Below are 17,951 nucleotides of genomic sequence, written 5' to 3'. Positions count from 1 at the left end.
AGGTATCGACGTGCATGTCACGGCGCAGGTGAACCCCGAGAAGTGGTCTGCGCCGCGACATGCACGTCTCACCCTCAGCCGTTTGGCTGGGCGGGTATTTCAAGGCTGCCTCGGGGCGCTACCCAGCGGTGGTTGAGATCTATTACAGAAGAGACGGTTTCGAAGTCCGCGTCGTAGTGGATCAGGACGAGGCGGTGTTCCGCGGCCAAGACCGCGGTCAGCAGATCGGGGACGCCCACGGCTCGGTGGCGGGCGGTGTGGGCCAGTTCGCGTTGAATTGCGAAGGCGCGCTGCCAGTGTTCGTCATCGGTGGGGAGATATTCGTAGGCGTCGCGGCGGCGGGATCTGATCTGCTCGTAGTCGGTGTGGTTGCGAGCGCTGTAGAGGGCCTCGGCGTCGAGAGTCGCGCATGTCGCGACGAGCCCGGCCTCGATGAGGGGAATGAGTTCGTGCGCTACGGCCGGGTGACGCATGCGTGCCGCGGCGCTGGTGTCGATGAGGAATCGTGCGGTCAGCGCCACACCTGACCTCTCTGCTCGGGGTCGGCCATGGATTCCAGACCGCCATCGGTCAGCCACTCGATCTCGCGAGCACGCGCCCCTACGGCGGCTGCGGTGCGAAGTGCCGCTCGAACGGTGTCGGACACTCCGTTCGTGCCTAGCTCTCGTTGGGCCGAGGCCAGTAGGTCATCGTCGATCTCGATCAGCCGCTTCGTCATCGCGCCTCCTATATATAAACTATCTATCGCAGTATATATCTGCCGGTACCGGGTCAAGGTTCGAACCAGTGCGTGGGCTGGTCCGTATCGTGGGACAAGGACTTGTCTCTGCGGTAGGAGGGGTTTATGGCCGGGGAGTGGGCGCTGGAGCTGGGTGGGTTGTTCAAGGCGTTCGGGGGGCCTTGGGTTGTGGAGGGGGTCAGCCTCGCGGTGCCTCCCGGATCGTTCTTCGGGCTGGTTGGGCCCAATGGCGCGGGCAAGACCACGACCTTGTCCATGGCCGTGGGGTTGTTGCGGCCGGATCATGGGGTGGCTCGGATATTCGGGAATGACGTTTGGGCGGATCCGGTGGCGGCGAAGACCGTGGTGGGAGTGCTGCCCGATGGGTTGGCGCTGCCGGAGCGGTTGACCGGGCGTGAATTGCTCACTTACACGGGACTTTTGCGGGGGATGGATAAGGGGATGGTGGGGGAGCGGGCTGAGGAGTTGCTCAGCGTGCTCGAGCTGACTGGCGCGGAAAACACTGTGGTGGTGGATTATTCGGCGGGGATGCGGAAGAAGATCGGGTTGGCTACCGCGCTTTTGCATGCGCCGAAACTGCTTGTTCTCGATGAGCCGTTCGAGGCGGTGGATCCGGTGTCGGCGGGGACTATTCGGACTATTCTCCAGCGGTTCGTGACGGCGGGCGGGTCGGTGGTGCTGTCCAGCCATGTGATGGCGCTGGTCGAGAACCTTTGCGATCGGGTGGTGGTGATCAACCGGGGCAAGGTTGTTGCGGGTGGGACCGTGGCCGAGGTGCGCGGGGAGGGGACGCTGGAGGAGGCGTTCGTGCGGTTGGTCGGCGGGCATGTGGGTGGCGAGGAGGGGCTGTCATGGTTGGCGTCCTGATTCGAATGCGGTTGCGGCTCACCGCCAGAGCCATGCGGGAGGGGCGGGCGGCGCTGAATTTCTGGGTGGGGAGTCTGTTCGGGCTCATCGCCGCATTGATCACGGCGGTGATCATCGGATTCGGGCATGAGACCGTGCACGGTGGGATCACCATCGCGGCAGCACTTTTCGCGGGGTGGACACTCGGGTGGATATGCGGGCCGATACTCACCGGCAGTAGTGATGAGACCTTGCAGCCGGAGCAGTTTCGGCTGCTGCCCCTGACGGATCGGCAGCTGGCGTATGGACTGGCCGCCGCGGCGTTCGCCGGTCCCGCCGCCGTCATCAATCTGCTCGCGTTCAGCGGGTTGATCATTCTCGCAGCGCCGAAAGGTGTTGTGCCCGTACTGATCGCGCTCGTCGGCGTGGTGCTGCAACTGATCTTCGTGGTGTTGCTGTCGCGGGTGATGGTCGCCTGGCTCGGTGCGGCCATGCGGTCGCGGCGGGGCCGGGATCTGGGTGTGCTGCTGGCGGCTCTGCTCGGGCTCGCCTACTACCCACTGAATCTGTTGATCACCAATCTCGGTCCGGCACTGGAGAATTCGGGTGGCGCGCTGCCCGCCACGCTGCGGTCCGTACCGTCGGGCTGGGCTCCCTACGCGGTCGAATCGGCGGTGCGCGGCGATACCTTGTGGACGCTGCTCCCGCTGGCAGGGTTGGCGACCCTCGCGCTCGCGCTGTGGCAGATGTGGGCAATACTGCTGCGCCGCCGCCTCACCCTGCCACCCGCCCCGGCGGGACAAGTACTCGACGGTGGTGCCGGGCTGCTCGACCGTTTCCTCCCCGCCACCCCGGTCGGAGCCGTGGTCGCCAAGGAGCTGCGCACCTGGTGGCGGGACGGCCGCCGCCGCGCCGCCCTGCTACCCCTGCTGCTGGTCGGATTCGCGCTGCCCGCCTTCCTGTCGTTCCAGAACAAGGGCAGCGGAACCATCGCCTACTCGGGCGCTTTCGTGGTGTGGATGGCCGCGATGGGCTCCACCAATCTCTACGGCTTCGACGGCACCTCGGTCTGGCAGACCATCGTCACCCCGGGCGCGGCCCGCGCCGATGTGCGGGGCCGCGCCATTGCCTGGTTGCTGCTCGTCGCCCCGGTGGCCCTGCTGGCAGCGCTCATCCTGCCCGGTGTACTCGGGCAGGCGCGGGCCTATCCGTGGGTGCTGTGCACCCTGCCGGTGCTGCTCGGCGTCGGGGTGGCGGCGGTGATGTTCCTGTCCACGCACGCGGCGTATTCGCTTCCGCCGCAACGCGGTAACCCGTTCGCGGGTAGTGGTAACCCGGGGTGCGCGAAACTGCTCATGCAGCTGACCGTCGGCCTGGGACAGTTGCTGATATCCCTGCCGGTGCTGCTGATTCTGATAGTCGGTGCGGCACTGCACAATCCGTTCGTGCAATGGGCGGCACTACCGGTCGGCCTGCTGATCGGCGGGTTGGCCGCGACCCTCGGAATCCGCCTCGCCGGCACTCGACTCGAAGCCCGCGGCCCCGAGCTCATGGCCGAGGTCAAACCGCGTTGATCAGCGGTGCGCCGTCAGAAGGGCGATATCGACCGCGCCGGCCATGGCCCGATGACCGTCGTCATTGAGGTGCAGGCCGTCGCCGCTGTCGAATTCGGCGCGAATGAAATCACCGGTCTCCGAATCCTGTACTGCCGCGGCGATATCGAAGACCGCGTCGAATATGTCGGTGCCGCGCAGCCACTCGTTCACCTCGCGGCGCACCCGAACACCCTCTGCCACACTCAAATCCGGGTAGATCACGCCCGCGAACGGCCCGATGGTATCGGCGTAGATCGGCAGACCCGCCGCGTGCGCCAGCCGAGCCAGCTCGACATACCCCGCGATGAGCTGCTCGGCCGGAGTCGTCCCGCCCACGATCAGATCATTGATGCCGAAGTTGGCCCAAACCCCCGCCACCCCGGGCACCGCGAGCACGTCCCGTTCGAACCTGGACAGGCCGTGCTCGCCGACTTCATCTGTGAGCAAACGGTTTCCGCCGATGCCCTGATTCACCACCCACCCCTTGGGCAGCTTTTCATTCAGCACATCCACCGACCGGCGATTCGCACCCGGCGTGGAGCCGACGCCCTCGAACCACGAGTCACCGAAGGCGACCAGCACCGGGGCATCGGCCTCGGTCAGTACATCAATTCCGGTGAGGAAGAAACGTGACCCGGTCTCGTCCGCCTCGGACCAGGTGGCATCGCCGGTGCGGTCGCCCGGCGTAATCCAGCCCGGCTGTGCGGGCAGATGCGCGAAGGCCGCGAATCCGGTCGGCTCCGGCAGATACAGGCTGAGTGCCAGCTCATCTCCCGCGGCGACCGATAGTTCGACGGGATCGCTGATCAGGTCGGCTCCGGCCGGAATCCGCACCTGCTCCGCGCCGTCGAACCGCAGCACGGTATCGGTCTCGGCGACGATCTCCGGACCCGCCTTCGCGAATGCGATGCGTGCCGCGCCGATTGTGAGGTCCTGTTCGGAGTAGCGATTGGTCAGCCGCACCCGCAGCCGCGATCCGGCTCCGGCGACTCGCACTACCTGGCGGAGGGTCTCTGCGTCGAATCCGCGCGGCTCGGCCAACCGGATCTGCTCGCCCGGATTCACCAGTGGTGCACGGAAACTCGCCACCCAACGCGGTGTACTCATGGTGTCCTCCATTTTGTTGCAGTGCGGACTATTGCGATGACAACAACATACAAGATTTGTTCCGCGTGTCAACTATCCCCAATGCAGTCATCTGGTTTACGCTGCTCGGCGTGGATCCCAAGCATCTCTTCGACGACCCCCGCCTCACCGCAGTCGGCCTGCTCTACGAGGCGCACGACGGTCTGCTCGCCCGGCTCGAACCGACCTGGAAGAGCTACGGACTCTCCGGTCTCGATCTGAATGCCCTGATACGCCTCAGTCGTTCGCCCGGGCGCAAACTCCGCATGACCGATCTGGCGGTGCAGACGAAGCTGTCCACCAGCGGTGTCACCCGCCTGGTGGATCGACTCGAACGCAATGGATTCGTTCGCCGCGAAGCCGATCCGGGTGACCGGCGCAGTTCGTACGCGGTCCTCACCGCTGCCGGAGCCACCCGCGTGGCCCGCGTGCTGCCCGCCTATCTGGCGGGCGTGGAGCAGTGGTTCACCGGGCTTTTCGAGCCCGCACAACTCGAGGCGCTCACCGCGGCACTGCGTGTCATTCGCGATACCGCGAATCCCGAGGCCACCCACATCTCGGACTGAACCCGCGTGCCGTCGCTAGGCTCGGGATATGAGCGAGATTCCGGATGCCGACCGCTGGAATACCAACATCCAATATCACGGCATACTGGTCGATGCTGTCGCCGGCGCGGACGCGGTATTGGATGTCGGCTGCGGCGAGGGCATGCTCACTCGCCGTCTGCGCCAACGGATTCCACACGCCACTGGGATAGACCTGCACGAACCCAGTATCGAACTGGCCCGCGCACAGGGCCCGGCGGATATCGATTACCTGTGCGCGGATTTCCTGACCCATCCCTTCGCACCGGAGTCCTTCGACGGCATCGTCTCGGTGGCGACCCTGCATCATATGGACCCGGCCGCAGCCCTGACCAGGATGGCCGAATTGCTCAGGCCCGGTGGCACTTTGGCGCTCACCGGGCTCGCCATGCCGAACTGGCCCAGGGATATTCCGCGTGAACTCGGCGCGGGTATCGCCTACAACTGGTTCCGCTTCACCAGAAAACGCTGGGAACACCCCTCGCCCATTGTCTGGCCACCGCCACACACCTACGCCGACATTCGTGAGCTGTCCCTGATGCTCCCGGGGCGTATCTACCGCCGCCACCTCTTCTGGCGCTACTCGATCACCTGGACCAAGCCGAGGTAGCGGTCGTCAGCCGACCGCACCCGCGGCCAGGGCGGCTTTCCAACCGCCGTATTCACCTATGTCCTTGGCTGATTCGGCGGCTGCGCCCGCGCAACCGAAGCCGGTGCTCCAGGTGCCGTCCTCGAGTTCGACCGCGCCCAATTGCATGGGAGCGGGGAGTTGGGCCAGGAATCGGCCCAGCGCGGCGGGGGAGAGCAGCCAGCGTTCGGCGGCCACGGCAATGCCCGATTCGCCGTCGGGGAGACGGGTCACCGCGGGTTTGGGCGGAGTGGTGTCGAGAGCGGCCAGGCGATAGTTCGCCGAGGTGTGCACCGGACCAGCCCAGCGCGCGCCGAGCGTGGTCAGCTGATGTTCGAGGGGCTGACCGCGCAGGTGCGCGCCGAAGACAATGAGTTCCTGGGACGGGGCGACTGTCAGTGGCCAGGCCGGGGCCACTGGTGGATCCTGTTCTCCGGCAATCAGAGTCGCAACGTCGTAGGCGACGGCGTCTTCGAACGCGCGAGCCAGGACGGTCACGCCGAACTGTGCGTCACCGGCGGTGCCCGCCGGGACCGCCACCGCACACATGTCGAAGAGGTTGCAGAAGTTCGTGTAGGTACCGAGGCGCGAGTTCGCGCCGACCGGATCGGCCGCCACCTCGGCAATGGTCGGATGGCCCGGAACTGTCGGTGTGAGCAGGACGTCCGCACCCGCGAGGCCGGCCATGGCGCGGGCCCGCAGTCGCTCCAATTCGGCCAGGTCCGTGACCAATTGGTGGGCGGGGATATCCCGGGCGGCGCGAATGATCGAACCCACGGTGGGATCCACCGAAGCAGGTTGCGCGTCTACGAATTCGCCTACGGCGGAGTATCTTTCGGACACCAGGGCGCCGTTGTAGAGGAGTTCGGCGGCGGCCAGGAACGGTTCCGGATCGATCTCGGCAATGGTCGCGCCACGTTCGCGCAGGCTGGCGATCGTGTGCTCGAAAGCGCTGCGCCACAACGGATCGAGGTCCGGTAGGTCATTGAAGACCGCCACCACCGGTGCGGGTGGTGCGGCCAGCCGCGCATCCGCGGGCCATGCGCGCCGCGGCGCTCCCGCCGCCATCACCCCCATGGCTCGATTCGCGAGATCCAGTGTGGCGGCGAAGATTGTCACGCAGTCATACGATCGGCAGGCGGGCACGACGCCCTCGGTGGAGACCACGCCCACCGTCGGCTTGATCCCCACCAGTCCGTGCAGTGCCGCCGGGACCCGGCCCGAACCGGCGGTATCGGTGCCGATGGCGATATCGGCCTCGCCGCGCGCCACCGCCACCGCCGAGCCGGAACTCGAACCGCCGGAGACATATCCGGCCCGCAGCGCGTTCTCCACCGCGCCATACGGTGAGCGGGTGCCCACCAATCCCGTCGCGAACTGATCGAGATTCGTTTTACCAACCACCACCGCACCGGCCGTGCGCAGTGCGGCCACCACCGGTGCGTCCGCCTGCGGGACATAGGCGAAGTCCGGGCAGCCCGCGGTTGTCGGTATGCCCGCCACATCGACATTGTCCTTGACCGCGAGCCGCAATCCCGCCAATGCGCCTGTAGCGGAGTCGATTTCGGCGGCAACCTCGGATACGGGGCGGCGGTGGATCCACACGGACATGCTCGATCTCCTCTATATGCTTCGAGTTCAGGGGGTTTCGGTGAGTTCGCCCGCCGCGCGCCACGAATTGCGTTCCGCTGAGAAAGCCTCCGCCTGCTTGGCGCGGAACGATTCGATGGCTTCGGCATTGTCGGCCAGGAAGCGGCGATAGTCGGCGATCTTGAACTCGCCATCCCGTGCGCGCAGTTCACCGCGCCCGGCGGCCACATCGGAGCGCAGGTCCGCCAGCTCTTCGGCGCTCACCGGATACCAACTGATGCGATCGAAATACCGCAGCAGCCAAGGATCTTCACCGATACCGGTGGACCGGTGATTCCACACCTGGGTGGTGCGCCCGACGAACTGATAGCCGCCCGGACCCTCCATGCCGTAGATACACAGGTACGCCCCGCCGATACCGACGGCATTCTCCGGCGTCCAGGTGCGGGCCGGGTTGTACTTGGTGGTGACCAGTCGATGCCGCGGATCGGTCGGGGTGGCGACCGGTGCGCCCAAATACACATCGCCGAGCCCGAGCACCAGGTATTCGGCGGCGAACACGGTGTCGAAAACCTCGTCCACCGTGGGCAATCCGTTCATCCGCCGGATGAATTCGATATTCCACGGGCACCACGGGGCATCGGCGCGCACACCGTGCATATAGCGGGTGATCGCCTCCCGGGTCGAGGGATCGTCCCAGGACAGCGGCAGCGACACCGTGCGGCTGGGCACCACGAGGTCCTCGGCGGAGGGCAGTTCGGCCTCCACCTCGCCGAGCAGATCCAACAGCTCGGCGGTCGGCAGCCGATCCGGATCGGTGCGCACCTGCAGCGACCGCACGCCCGGGGTGAGCTCGGTGACGCCCGGTTCGGCGCGCTCCAGCAGCGCCTGGTGCAGTGCGTGGACGCGGGCGCGCAGCTCCAAATCCAGTGTCATATCACCGTATTCGATGAGCATGCCGTCATTGCCGGCTCGACGGTAGGTGACTGCGGTCTCGCTGCCCTCGCGCCGGGCGAGAACACCGTCATCGCCATCACCGCCCGAGGAGAGCACCACCGGCCAGGCGGCCCGGCGTGCGGCGCCCAACTCGCGCAGCGAGGCGGCCCGGTCCGCGCGCACCGGAACGAACCGCACCTTGTCGCCGGGAGTGAGCTGCCCCAGCTTCCAGCGATCCGCCGCCACCACGGTGACCGGACACACGAAACCACCCAGACTCGGCCCGTCCGGCCCGAGCAGGATCGGCGTATCGCCGGTGAAGTCCAGTGCCCCAATGGAATACGCCGTGTCATGGATATTCGACGGGTGCAGCCCGGCTTCTCCGCCATCCTGCCGCGCCCACTGCGGCTTCGGCCCGACCAGCCGCACCCCGGTCCGATCGGAGTTGAAGTGCACCTCGTAATCGGTGCTGATAATCGTGTCGAAGTCATTGCGCGTGAAGAACTCCGGCGCTCCATGCGGCCCTTCCGTGACCGCCAGCTCCCAGCGGTGCGTGAAGACGGGTTGATCGCTCCCGGGAACGCCGACGCTCACCTTGCCGCAGGACGACCCTCGGGATGGGTTGCCGAATGTCCCGAGAGTGGAGTCGCCGGACGGGCCCGGCGCGCGGATGCCGAGTGCCAGCGCATCGCCGCTCGCCAGTGCGCGGCCGGTGCCGCCACCGAACTTTCCGAGGGTGAAAGTCGAACGGCTGCCCAGATATTCGGGCACCTCGATGCCACCCGCGACCAGGATGTAGCAACGCATCCCGGGGCCGCGCACCATGCCGACATCCAGAACGCCACCGGCTGGGACGAGCACGCTGCGCCACTGCTGAACGGGCTTGCCGTTCACAGTGACGGGTACCGGCGCGCCGGTCACGCAGACCCAGGTGGGCTCGTCGAACCGCAGTGCCGGTCCGCCCAGCGTGCACTCCAACCCGGCGGCACCCTCGGGATTCCCCAGCGCCCGATTTCCCAGCCGGAACGACAGATCATCCATCGGCCCGGATGGCGGCACGCCCACATGCCAATACCCCACCCGTGCGGGCCAATCCTGCACTGTCGTCTGCATTCCCGGCCGCTCCACCCGCATGCAAGCCGCTGCGGCCGAGCCGATGTGGGCCGCCGACGGCACCGCTGCCGAGGTACGCGGCGCCTCGGCACCGACCTCGACGCTCGCGGCCGACGTCCGGCCCGGCGCGGTGCCAGGGGGTGCGGCTGCGTCGGGAGCCGGCGCGGTGGCGGAATCCGCGACTACCGCCACGACTTCGGGTAGCAGGGGCGTCATGCGGTCACCACCATGCGGACCGGGGTGGGGTCGAAGCCATTGCAGGGGTTGTTGATCTGCGGGCAGTTGGAGATCAGTACGAGGGTGTCGATCTCGGCGTGCAGGGTGATCTTCTTACCGGGGGCGGAGAGTCCGTCCACGATGCCGAGCGTGCCGTCCGCCTCGACCGGGACATTCATGAACCAGTTGATATTCGACACCAGGTCACGCTTGCCCAGACCCCACTTCATACCCTCGGCGAGGAAGTTCTCCACACAGGCGTGCTGGTAGCGGGTGTGATGGCCGTAGCGCAGCGTATTGGACTCCTGCGAGCAGGCCCCGGCGACGGTGTCGTGATTACCGACCTCATCGGCCACCACCGTCATGAGCGCGGTCCCGGCATCGGTCAGCAACACGCTGCCGGTGGTCAGGAAGATATTGCGTTGTGCGGCAATGGTGGCCTGGGCGCTGTAGCGATCGGTGTGATCATCGGCCGCGTACAGCAGACAGTCCACCGCCTGATTGCCGTGCAGATCGATGATCTCCAGCTGATCTCCGGCGCGCACCACAGCCGACCAGGGCGCGCGGGCGGGAACGGTCTCGTCGAGCACCAGGGTGCGGGCGGACGGGCCGGAGTCGGACGCGGTGACGGATGAAGTGCTCATGCGATTGCCTCCAGAGTGCGTGCCTGCCAATCCGATTCGGTGTTCTCCACCGCGCGCAGGTATTCCGGGTCGGTATTGAACTGCCGGGCAAGCTCTTCCGGAGCCGACCACGCCACCAGATCGAGATCCGTTGTGGGCGTGGGGTCCAGCGGATGCTCCGCATTGGCGATGAGCAGCGTTACCGGCAGATGGATGAGCAGCTCCACCGCGCCACCCGCACCCGCACTACCGGTGGGGGTGAGCCCGCCGTCCCGCTCCACCCGCACCCCGCGGAAGAAGGAGATGGTCTGTGCGATATCGCGCGGCTCCAGCCCCTGCTTCACCCCCGCCATGCGCAGCCGATCCCGGGCGTGTGCCGAAGTGCCACACAGGGTGTCGTGTCTACCGGAGGAATCCGCGACCACGGTGGCCAGCACCCGGCCCTGATCGGAGAGCAGCGGATGCCCCGCCGACAGGTACGCCTGCCACGGCACCTTCACGGTATCGGCGACATTGAGCCGCTCCCAGGGTGATTCGGCGCGGAACAGCAGCAGATGCGCACACGCGGCCCCCGCGGGATCCGCGAGGCGCACGCGAGTGCCGCGCCCGAGCACCACATTGGCGTATCCGCCGGACGGAATCCGCTGTGCGAAAGTGATTTTCGCCGAATCAATGCCCTCGGGAAGCTCCGGTCCACGCACCATCGCGGTGGCCGCCTGCGACCGGGCATGCGCCCGGGCGCTCGAGGTGTCTGCGGTATTCGTCATCGATACTCCTTCAGGCGGGTTGGATGATCGCTTCGGTGCCCGGCACCGTGCGGGACGGTGTGACAATCCGATGCACGAGCACGCCCGCCGCGATCGTCACCAGGACGAAAAGCGGTGCGGCCCACTGCATCCACCAGCCGCCGCCGGTCGGGATGTACACCTCGGCGCGCGGCCAGGCCAGGTTCACCGCCATGGCAATGCCCCACACCACGGCCAATGCGTTGATCGGAATCCCGAAGCGGCCCAGACCGAACAGCGGCTTCCCGTTCTCGGTGGTGGCGTCATCGGCGGGCCAGCCCTTGATCCGCCGCACCAGCAGCGGGACCGTGACCAGAAGATACGCCAGATAGAGCGTGACAATGCAGACACTCGCCAGCGTCGCGAAGATGGCGGCATTGCCCAGATTCAGCACCAGCAGGCCGATACCCAGCGCGCCGATCACCACCGCGGGCAGCACCGGGGTGCCGAAGCGCGGGTGCACGGCGGCCAGTCGCTCGGCGAAGGGCAGCCGGCCATCGCGCGCCATGGAGAACATGAGCCGCGAACCGGCGGTCTGAATCGCCAAGGTGCACACCGTGATCGCGCATGCCACGCAGGCCAGTACGACCTTGCCCGCCGGGCTGTCCAGCTTGGCCTCGATCACATACGCGAGTCCGCCGCTGCTCAACGAGCCGTCCGACAGGCTCGGCGCGGCCATCAGCGCGCCCAGCAGAATGAGTCCACCGCCGATACCGGAGACGGTCAGCGCGGTCAGAATAGTGCGCGGTGCGACCTGGCGCGGATTCCTCGTCTCCTCGGAAAGCTCACCGGCGGAATCGAATCCGACCATCACATAGGCGGCCATCAGTCCGGAGACCAGGAAGGCGGCCCAGTACGAGCCCGGCGCGGCCTGATCGGTCTGGGTGACCACGCTCGGCCCGCGATCGGCGTGCGTGAAGAAGACCGCGATCACCGCGAGTACACCGACGATCTCGATGGTGACGCCGAGCGAATTGATCCGCGCCATCCAATCGATGCCGACCACATTGATGATCGTGGTGAGCACCAGCAGAATGCTGCCCAGCACAACGGCATTCACCGCCCCGTCATGCGAGGTCAGCGCGGTGTCGGTACCGACGAGCTGGAATCCGCTCCAGATCGAGGGCAGCACCACCTGCAATGCGATGGCCGCGGCCGCCGCGGTGACGATCTGCGCGATGATCATCATCCAGCCCGCGAACCAGCCCACCAGCTCCCCGGCCAGATGCCGCGACCACTGGTAGATGCAGCCCGAAAGCGGGTACCGCGCAGCCAATTCCGCGAAGTTCAGTGCCACCAGGAACTGCCCCGCGAACACGATCGGCCAGGTCCAGAAGAAGGCCGCGCCACCGAATGAGTAACCGAGGCCGAAGAATTGGAAGATCGTGGTCAGGATGGAGACGAAGGAGAAGCCCGCCGCGAACGAGGCATAGCGGCCGAGCTTGCGGTGCAGGACGGGCTGATAGCCGAAGCGGGCCAGATCGGCGCTGTCGGCACTGCCGGAGGCGCTGTCGGCACTCGTATCGGTGCTGTTCGGAGGGTCTTTCTGGACGATGGAATCGGCGGAGGCAACCATGGCGAATCCTTCGCGAGCGGTGAATATCTATCGATTGAAAGTTTTCCAATTCCGATCGCTCGCCCGGTGACGCCGATGTATCCGAAACATGGCCCGCCGTAACTTCTGCATTGCCGTGATTTCTATCAAGTGACAGAAACCTCACCGCGGTCCGGTAGGACAGAATGAAGCGCGTGACCCAACTCGGACCTGGACGTCCCCGCCTGGAACCCCGCCGCAGGGCAGGTCAGACGCCGCGCGCCGAGATCCTCGACGCCGCCGCCGAACTGTTCACCGGCAATGGCTACGGCAGCACCTCGACCCGGGCCATCGCCGACGCCGTCGGCATCCGGCAGGCATCGCTGTACCACCACTTCGCGTCCAAGGACGACATCCTCGACGCGCTGCTCGGCGAAACCATTACCGGGCCGCTGGAACTCGCCGAACGGCTCGCCATCGCCGACGAGCCGGCGGCCGTGCGGCTCTACGCCCTGGCCCGATTCGATGTGAGTCAACTCTGCGCCGCGCGCTGGAATCTGGGCGCGCTCTACCTGCTACCCGAACTGCGCAGTGAACGCTTCGCCGCCTTCCGGGCCCGCCGCGACGAGCTGCGCCGTCACTACGAAACCCTCGCCGCCGCGGTCATCGCCGAGGCCGGGAACCCCACGGTCCCCGGCGCGGATCTACTGCCGTTCCGGCTCGTCGAATCGGTCATCAATATCCGCTCCGATGAGGGCGCACCCCCGCAATACGCCGACCAGTTGATCCCCGACGCCATGCTCCGGCTACTCGGCTATCACGGCGACCTCACCGAAACCCGGTCCGCCGCAATAGAATTGGGCTAGGACTTGCCCTTCGAGGTGCCCCACTTGAGTTCCCAGCGGTACGCCTGGTCGACGGCCATCTTGCCCCAGAAGCGGTGGCCGTCCGGCGGGCGCACGAAGACACCCTCGCGCCGAACCACCAACTCGCCGTTCACATTCTCGATGAGGGCGAGCACCATCTCGCGGGAGTCGTCGATACAGCCGCTGACCTCCATCTCGATGGGCGCGGAATTGCGCGGATGCAGAGTCGCGATGGCGTGCACGCCACGGAAATCCTCCGCACCCTCGTACAGCGAGGCGAAGACCAGAATGCGCCGGAACTGCACGGTGTGATCGAGATTGATGGACAGGTTCTCCCCGCCCTGGCTCGCGCCGGTGCGATCGTCCTGATCCAGCTCGATGAACGGGGCGCGATGCAGATTGCCCATGGTGTCCAGCGGGCTGATGCAACCCTTCGTACCGTCGGTCAGCTCCCAGAAGCAGCACAGATCCAGATCCAGACCGCCATTACCACCGCGCTTACGCCCGAACAGCCCACTCGACGCACCGGGCACCGACCAGTTCAGGTTGACCCGCATAATGCCGCCGGTCGCTCCCTGCTTGGTCAGCGAGACCGCCGGGGCCTCCTTGGTCAGCGAGATCTTGCCCAGATTCACCTTGGGCTCGGCACCACCGGGCGGCGGAGTCTGCCCGAACGGTTGCGGCGGAACAGGATTCGCGCCCTGCTGATACGGCGGTGCCGGAGGCTGATTCCCGCCCTGCTGATACGGCGGAATCTGATTCCCACCCGACTGATACGGATTCGGCGGCGCGGGATACGGCTGCTGCGGCGGCGGATATCCGCCCGGCGCAGGCGAATACGCCGGATCCTGATACTGCCCGGGCGGCGGCGGGTACTGACCGCCGGGCGGGTACTGACCGGCCGGATCCGGGAATTGTCCAGCGGGCGGCGGATATTGCCCCGGCGGCGGGTATTGACCCGCGGGGTCCGGGTACTGACCCGGCTGCGGGGTGTAACCGGCAGGCGGCGGCGGGTACTGCCCGGGCGCACCGTACGGCGGTGGGTTCTGGCCCGGCGCGGCGTAATTCGGCTGCGGAGCCCCGGTCGGCTGCCCCGGCGCTCCATACGGCGGCGGTGGGCTGTGCTGCGCGGGCGGCGGCGAAAAGGGCTGTGCCGGTGGGGGAGTGGCGTATGACGGGGAAGCGGCGGGCGGCGGGGCGGCATATGACGGCTGGGCCGGTTGCGCGGCCGGGGCGTCATCGACGGCAATGCCGAAATCGCTTGCGAGCCCGGCGAGTCCGGTCGCGTACCCCTGCCCGACGGCGCGGAATTTCCACGCGCCCTGGCGGCGGTACAGCTCGCCGAGCACATAGGCGGTCTCCGATGAGGCGTCGGTGCTGTCGAAGCGCGCGACCTCCGCGCCGCTACCGGTATCCACCAAACGCACATGCAGCCCGGGCAATTGGGCGAAGGTGCCACCATCGGCGGAGGCCGCGATGACAATGGTCTCGATCTGCGGCTCCACCTGCGACAGATTCACCGAGAGCACATCGGTGACCTGTGGCCCCTGTCGCTTACCCTCATATCGGACCGCGCCCGAGCCGTGTACCGGCTGGTTGTAGAAGACGAAATCACTATCCGAGCGCACCCGGCCACCGGCCAGCAGCAGGGCCGAAGCATCGGCATCCGGAACGCCCGGACCCGACTGCCACCCCAGCTCGATCCGAACCGCGGACGCCGCCACCGGAACGTTGGAACCCTTCATCATCGACACGCCCTCAAACGTATCCGATTCGGACATCGACTGTCCCGGTTCGGTCCCGGCTATCCGGTCGCGATCGCCGGTGCCGCGCGGCGTTGCTTTCAGCCCCCTGAACACGATGGCAAACAATCAGCGTCGATTGATAGGCAGTTCGCCGCGTCGCACGGTCGATGCCGCATTCGTGCCGGGACACGGCTGAGAGCAGCCTGTTTGCGCCAGTCCGATAACCGTCTTGTCACCTTGGGCCGTTGACCAAGAAGTTGGACCTACACTTAGCACCGGCCAATGGCACCTGCATGGCTACCGCGAGAACCGGTTTTTCGGACGGCTGTCCCATGTGCGGCGGGAGCGACGGATGACAGAAGAGCAGCTAGACCTGGGTCGCAAGAAATGGATCACGCTCGGAGTGCTCGCGCTCGGACTCTCCATGGTGGTGCTGGACGGCACCATCGTCTCGGTCTCGCTCCCGGTCCTCATCGACCAGTTGAGCCTGAATTTCACTCAGGCGCAATGGATTACCAGCATTTACGCGGTCGTGCTGGCCGCCCTGCTGATCACCAGCGGGCGACTCGGCGACCGGCTCGGGCGGCGCAGGATGTTCGCGCTCGGCGTGCTGATCTTCCTGGCGGGCAGTGTGCTCGCCGCCTCGGCCACCAGTGCCTGGCCGCTGCTGTGGGGGCGGATCGTGCAGGGTATCGGCGCGGCCGGGGTGATGCCGGGCACGCTCGCCACCATGAACGCCATCTTCCGGGGGCGGGACCGCATTATCGCCTTCGCCGTCTGGGGCTCGGTCATATCGGGTGTCGCGGCCATCGGCCCGCTGCTCGGCGGCTGGCTCACCACGAATTTCACCTGGCCGTGGATCTTCCTGGTCAATATCCCGCTGGGTGCGGTCGTGCTTATCGGGCTCGTCCTGTTCGTTCCGGAGACGCGGATGGGCAAGGCCGCGCCCGGACTCGATGTCGACGGATTCCTGCTCAGCGCCGCCGGTTTCGCACTCCTGGTGTTCGCGCTCATCGAAGGTCAGACCTACGGCTGGTGGAAACCGCTGCGGGAGTTCCCGATGCCCGGCTTCAAATGGTCCGAGAATGCCTGGATTTCGCCCATTCCGGTATTCCTGGCTCTCGGTGTGCTGGCGCTGGTGCTGTTCATTCGCTGGGAGAACCATCGGAATCTGGTCGGGCGCTCCGCACTACTGGATCCGAAACTGTTCCTCATCCCGAGTTTCCGCTGGGGCAATGTGACCGCGTTCGCGGTCTCGCTCGGTGAATTCGGACTGCTGTTCGTACTGCCGTTGTTCATGGTGAATGTGCTCGGATTGTCCACTCTCGGAGCAGGTTTCGTGCTCGCGGCGATGGCGGTCGGCGCATTCTTCGCGGCCGGAATCGCCGAGGGTATCGTGCGCAAGGTCGGACCGGTGCGGGTGGTGCAGATCGGCCTGGCCTTCGAGGCCGTCGCCATCGCACTGGTGGCGCTGTTCGTGACGCCGCATATCTCCGGCTGGTGGCTGGCGATACTGCTCGTCGTATACGGCGTCGGATTGGGTATGGCCTCGGCGCAATTGACCGGAACGGTGCTCGCCGATGTGCCACCGGCGAGTTCGGGACAGGGCTCGGCGACCCAGAGCACGGTCCGGCAGGTCGGTTCGGCGTTCGGTACCGCGGTCGTCGGCGCGCTGCTGTCGGTGGCGCTCGGCAAAGATCTGCCGCGCCGGTTGGAGGATGTGCAGAATCTGCCCGCGAGTGCGGCCGACACGCTGTCCACCGCCACCAGGGAGTCGGCGGGTGGGGCCATCTCCGGCCTGCGCGCTCACGACGGGGCCGGCGCCATTGTCGACGCGCTGTGCCGCGGCTTCACCGACGCCACCCGCAGCACGCTGCTCGCGGCCGCGCTGTTCCTGCTGGTCGGCCTGGCCGCGGCCACCCGCATCCCATTCCGCGCACCGGACACACCGACCGCCGTCGACGGCGAGTCAGGCGTCGATCAGACCTAGGGCGTGCAGCCGCTGAAAGACCAGGAGTGAGCCCGGAGCCACATGCTCCATGGCCTCATACTCGGCGAGGGTGAACCAGCGCAGCTCGGCGATCTCCCCGGAGGGATGCGGTTCCTCGGTGAGGTCGCCGAGGAAACACGTCATATGCAGTCGGGTGCCGGGTGCGTGGCCGTACGCCTCCGCCTCGAAGACGCCGAGCTCGGCCACCTCGACCGCGCCGACACCGAGCTCCTCGCGAATCTCGCGGTGCAGGGCCGACTCCGGGGTCTCACCCGGGTCGATCTTGCCGCCCGCCATATAGAAGACATCCTTACCGGTGGACCTGGTCTGCAGCAGACGACGATCCCGAATATGTGCCAGCGCCGCGGTGCGAATCACGGCATAGACCCTACCGAGGGCTGTCGCCATGCGTCGGCGGGGCCGAACGCCAATGCCGAGTCAGCGCGTCCGCGATCTCCGGTAGCACCGTCACCGGAATCCGCTTACCGCGCAGCATGCCGCGAATCTCATTGACCTGCTCGCGTTTACGCATGTCATACGCGTTCGCGATGGGCTTCACCACCGGCGGAATGGACAGCAGCACCAGCTCACCGTGCGGCTCGTCACCGTCATTGAGATCCAGCGCCAGTGACCAGCGCGCATCCTCATCGAGCGTGAACCGCCCCGCCACCACCCGATCCCACCCGAAAGTCTCAGCGCCCCAAGGGGTTCGCCGCACAATCGCCTGTTCGGTCAACACCACCCCATCCCGCCCGAACAGCAGGAACAACACCGTAATCCCCGCCGCCACCCCCAACAACAACCCGGTGAACACCCGATTCACCCCGAAAAGCCCGACCACACCCCCGCAGACCGCAGCCATAACCAGCACCCCGGCCACCCCGTACCAGGCCGCCCGCCACCCCGGCACCACACCGGCCCGCACCATCGTCATCCCGCGCGCACCATCGAACATCGCCTCCCGCTTCTGTGCTGCGCGTCACCGTACCCGCAAAACGGCCCCGTGCGCAGTGTGCGCACGGGGCCGGTGCTACCG

General features: G+C 66.7%; 17 protein-coding genes. 6 read left to right on the top strand and 11 right to left on the bottom strand.

Annotated elements, in window-relative coordinates; all coding sequences use genetic code 11:
* Positions 1-74: 74 nt before the first annotated feature.
* Both GFY24_RS05735 and GFY24_RS05730 read right to left on the bottom strand, forming a co-directional pair.
* On the bottom strand, positions 75-521 hold the full coding sequence (locus tag GFY24_RS05735) for a PIN domain nuclease (protein WP_309230501.1): 447 nt from the start codon (positions 519-521) through the stop codon (positions 75-77).
* Positions 512-718, bottom strand: coding sequence for a type II toxin-antitoxin system VapB family antitoxin (locus GFY24_RS05730; RefSeq protein ID WP_153803894.1), 207 nt, complete (start codon positions 716-718; stop codon positions 512-514). Before GFY24_RS05730 ends, GFY24_RS05735 begins: the two co-directional genes overlap by 10 nt.
* 126 nt (positions 719-844) lie before the next feature.
* On the opposite strand from GFY24_RS05730, the gene GFY24_RS05725 reads away from it, so the two are divergent.
* Both GFY24_RS05725 and GFY24_RS05720 read left to right on the top strand, forming a co-directional pair.
* The gene (locus tag GFY24_RS05725; protein ID WP_153803893.1) at positions 845-1,606 is read left to right on the top strand and encodes an ABC transporter ATP-binding protein; all 762 of its coding nucleotides are present in this window, start codon (positions 845-847) and stop codon (positions 1,604-1,606) included.
* A complete protein-coding gene (locus GFY24_RS05720; RefSeq protein WP_153803892.1) occupies positions 1,591-3,159 on the top strand; it encodes a hypothetical protein in 1,569 nt (522 codons plus the stop codon). The genes GFY24_RS05725 and GFY24_RS05720 overlap by 16 nt, the downstream gene beginning before the upstream one ends.
* On the opposite strand, the gene GFY24_RS05715 is transcribed toward GFY24_RS05720, so the two are convergent.
* Positions 3,160-4,287, bottom strand: a complete 1,128-nt coding sequence (locus GFY24_RS05715) for a GDSL-type esterase/lipase family protein (RefSeq protein WP_228566012.1) — start codon at positions 4,285-4,287, stop codon at positions 3,160-3,162.
* A 110-nt stretch (positions 4,288-4,397) separates the two neighbouring features.
* Here GFY24_RS05715 and GFY24_RS05710 point away from each other — a divergent pair, with 110 nt between their 5' ends.
* Positions 4,398-4,871, top strand: coding sequence for a MarR family transcriptional regulator (locus GFY24_RS05710; protein WP_309230500.1), 474 nt, complete (start codon positions 4,398-4,400; stop codon positions 4,869-4,871).
* A 28-nt stretch (positions 4,872-4,899) separates the two neighbouring features.
* On the top strand, positions 4,900-5,499 hold the full coding sequence (locus tag GFY24_RS05705) for a bifunctional 2-polyprenyl-6-hydroxyphenol methylase/3-demethylubiquinol 3-O-methyltransferase UbiG (RefSeq protein WP_153803890.1): 600 nt from the start codon (positions 4,900-4,902) through the stop codon (positions 5,497-5,499).
* 6 nt (positions 5,500-5,505) lie between these two features.
* Here the strand turns inward: GFY24_RS05705 and atzF are convergent, their stop codons facing one another.
* The 5 genes from atzF to GFY24_RS05680 all read right to left on the bottom strand — a co-directional run bounded on the left by atzF (position 5,506) and on the right by GFY24_RS05680 (position 12,356).
* Positions 5,506-7,128: an allophanate hydrolase gene (gene atzF, locus GFY24_RS05700; RefSeq protein WP_153803889.1), complete on the bottom strand. Its 1,623-nt coding sequence runs from the start codon at positions 7,126-7,128 to the stop codon at positions 5,506-5,508.
* Positions 7,129-7,155: 27 nt separating this feature from the next.
* A complete protein-coding gene (locus GFY24_RS05695; RefSeq protein ID WP_153804193.1) occupies positions 7,156-9,177 on the bottom strand; it encodes a 5-oxoprolinase/urea amidolyase family protein in 2,022 nt (673 codons plus the stop codon).
* A gap of 191 nt (positions 9,178-9,368) precedes the next feature.
* Positions 9,369-10,016: an urea amidolyase associated protein UAAP2 gene (locus tag GFY24_RS05690; protein ID WP_153803888.1), complete on the bottom strand. Its 648-nt coding sequence runs from the start codon at positions 10,014-10,016 to the stop codon at positions 9,369-9,371.
* Positions 10,013-10,762, bottom strand: a complete 750-nt coding sequence (locus tag GFY24_RS05685) for a DUF1989 domain-containing protein (protein ID WP_153803887.1) — start codon at positions 10,760-10,762, stop codon at positions 10,013-10,015. Before GFY24_RS05685 ends, GFY24_RS05690 begins: the two co-directional genes overlap by 4 nt.
* A 10-nt stretch (positions 10,763-10,772) precedes the next feature.
* Positions 10,773-12,356 carry an amino acid permease gene (locus GFY24_RS05680; RefSeq protein ID WP_153803886.1) on the bottom strand — a complete coding sequence of 528 codons (1,584 nt, stop codon included), beginning with the start codon at positions 12,354-12,356 and terminating at the stop codon, positions 10,773-10,775.
* A gap of 173 nt (positions 12,357-12,529) precedes the next feature.
* Between GFY24_RS05680 and GFY24_RS05675 the strand changes: the two genes are divergently transcribed.
* Positions 12,530-13,180, top strand: coding sequence for a helix-turn-helix domain-containing protein (locus GFY24_RS05675; RefSeq protein WP_309230499.1), 651 nt, complete (start codon positions 12,530-12,532; stop codon positions 13,178-13,180).
* On the opposite strand, the gene GFY24_RS43185 is transcribed toward GFY24_RS05675, so the two are convergent.
* Positions 13,177-14,928, bottom strand: a complete 1,752-nt coding sequence (locus GFY24_RS43185) for a TerD family protein (RefSeq protein ID WP_153804192.1) — start codon at positions 14,926-14,928, stop codon at positions 13,177-13,179. The two genes, GFY24_RS05675 and GFY24_RS43185, sit on opposite strands and share 4 nt — an antisense overlap.
* 349 nt (positions 14,929-15,277) lie before the next feature.
* On the opposite strand from GFY24_RS43185, the gene GFY24_RS05665 reads away from it, so the two are divergent.
* Positions 15,278-16,915 (top strand): MFS transporter, encoded by a 1,638-nt coding sequence (locus tag GFY24_RS05665; RefSeq protein WP_153803884.1) that lies wholly within the window; start codon positions 15,278-15,280, stop codon positions 16,913-16,915.
* Here GFY24_RS05665 and GFY24_RS05660 read toward each other — a convergent pair.
* Both GFY24_RS05660 and GFY24_RS05655 read right to left on the bottom strand, forming a co-directional pair.
* The gene (locus GFY24_RS05660; protein ID WP_153803883.1) at positions 16,895-17,323 is read right to left on the bottom strand and encodes an NUDIX domain-containing protein; all 429 of its coding nucleotides are present in this window, start codon (positions 17,321-17,323) and stop codon (positions 16,895-16,897) included. The two genes, GFY24_RS05665 and GFY24_RS05660, sit on opposite strands and share 21 nt — an antisense overlap.
* Positions 17,304-17,849, bottom strand: a complete 546-nt coding sequence (locus GFY24_RS05655) for a hypothetical protein (RefSeq protein WP_153803882.1) — start codon at positions 17,847-17,849, stop codon at positions 17,304-17,306. The genes GFY24_RS05660 and GFY24_RS05655 overlap by 20 nt, the downstream gene beginning before the upstream one ends.
* Positions 17,850-17,951 lie beyond the last annotated feature (102 nt).

Origin of the sequence: Nocardia sp. SYP-A9097 (genome assembly GCF_009649815.1) — a bacterium.
In the GTDB taxonomy this organism is placed as follows: Bacteria; Actinomycetota; Actinomycetes; order Mycobacteriales; family Mycobacteriaceae; genus Nocardia.
The sequence above is the reverse complement of the archived record's forward strand: the minus strand, read 5'-3'. Positions and strand labels throughout refer to the sequence as shown.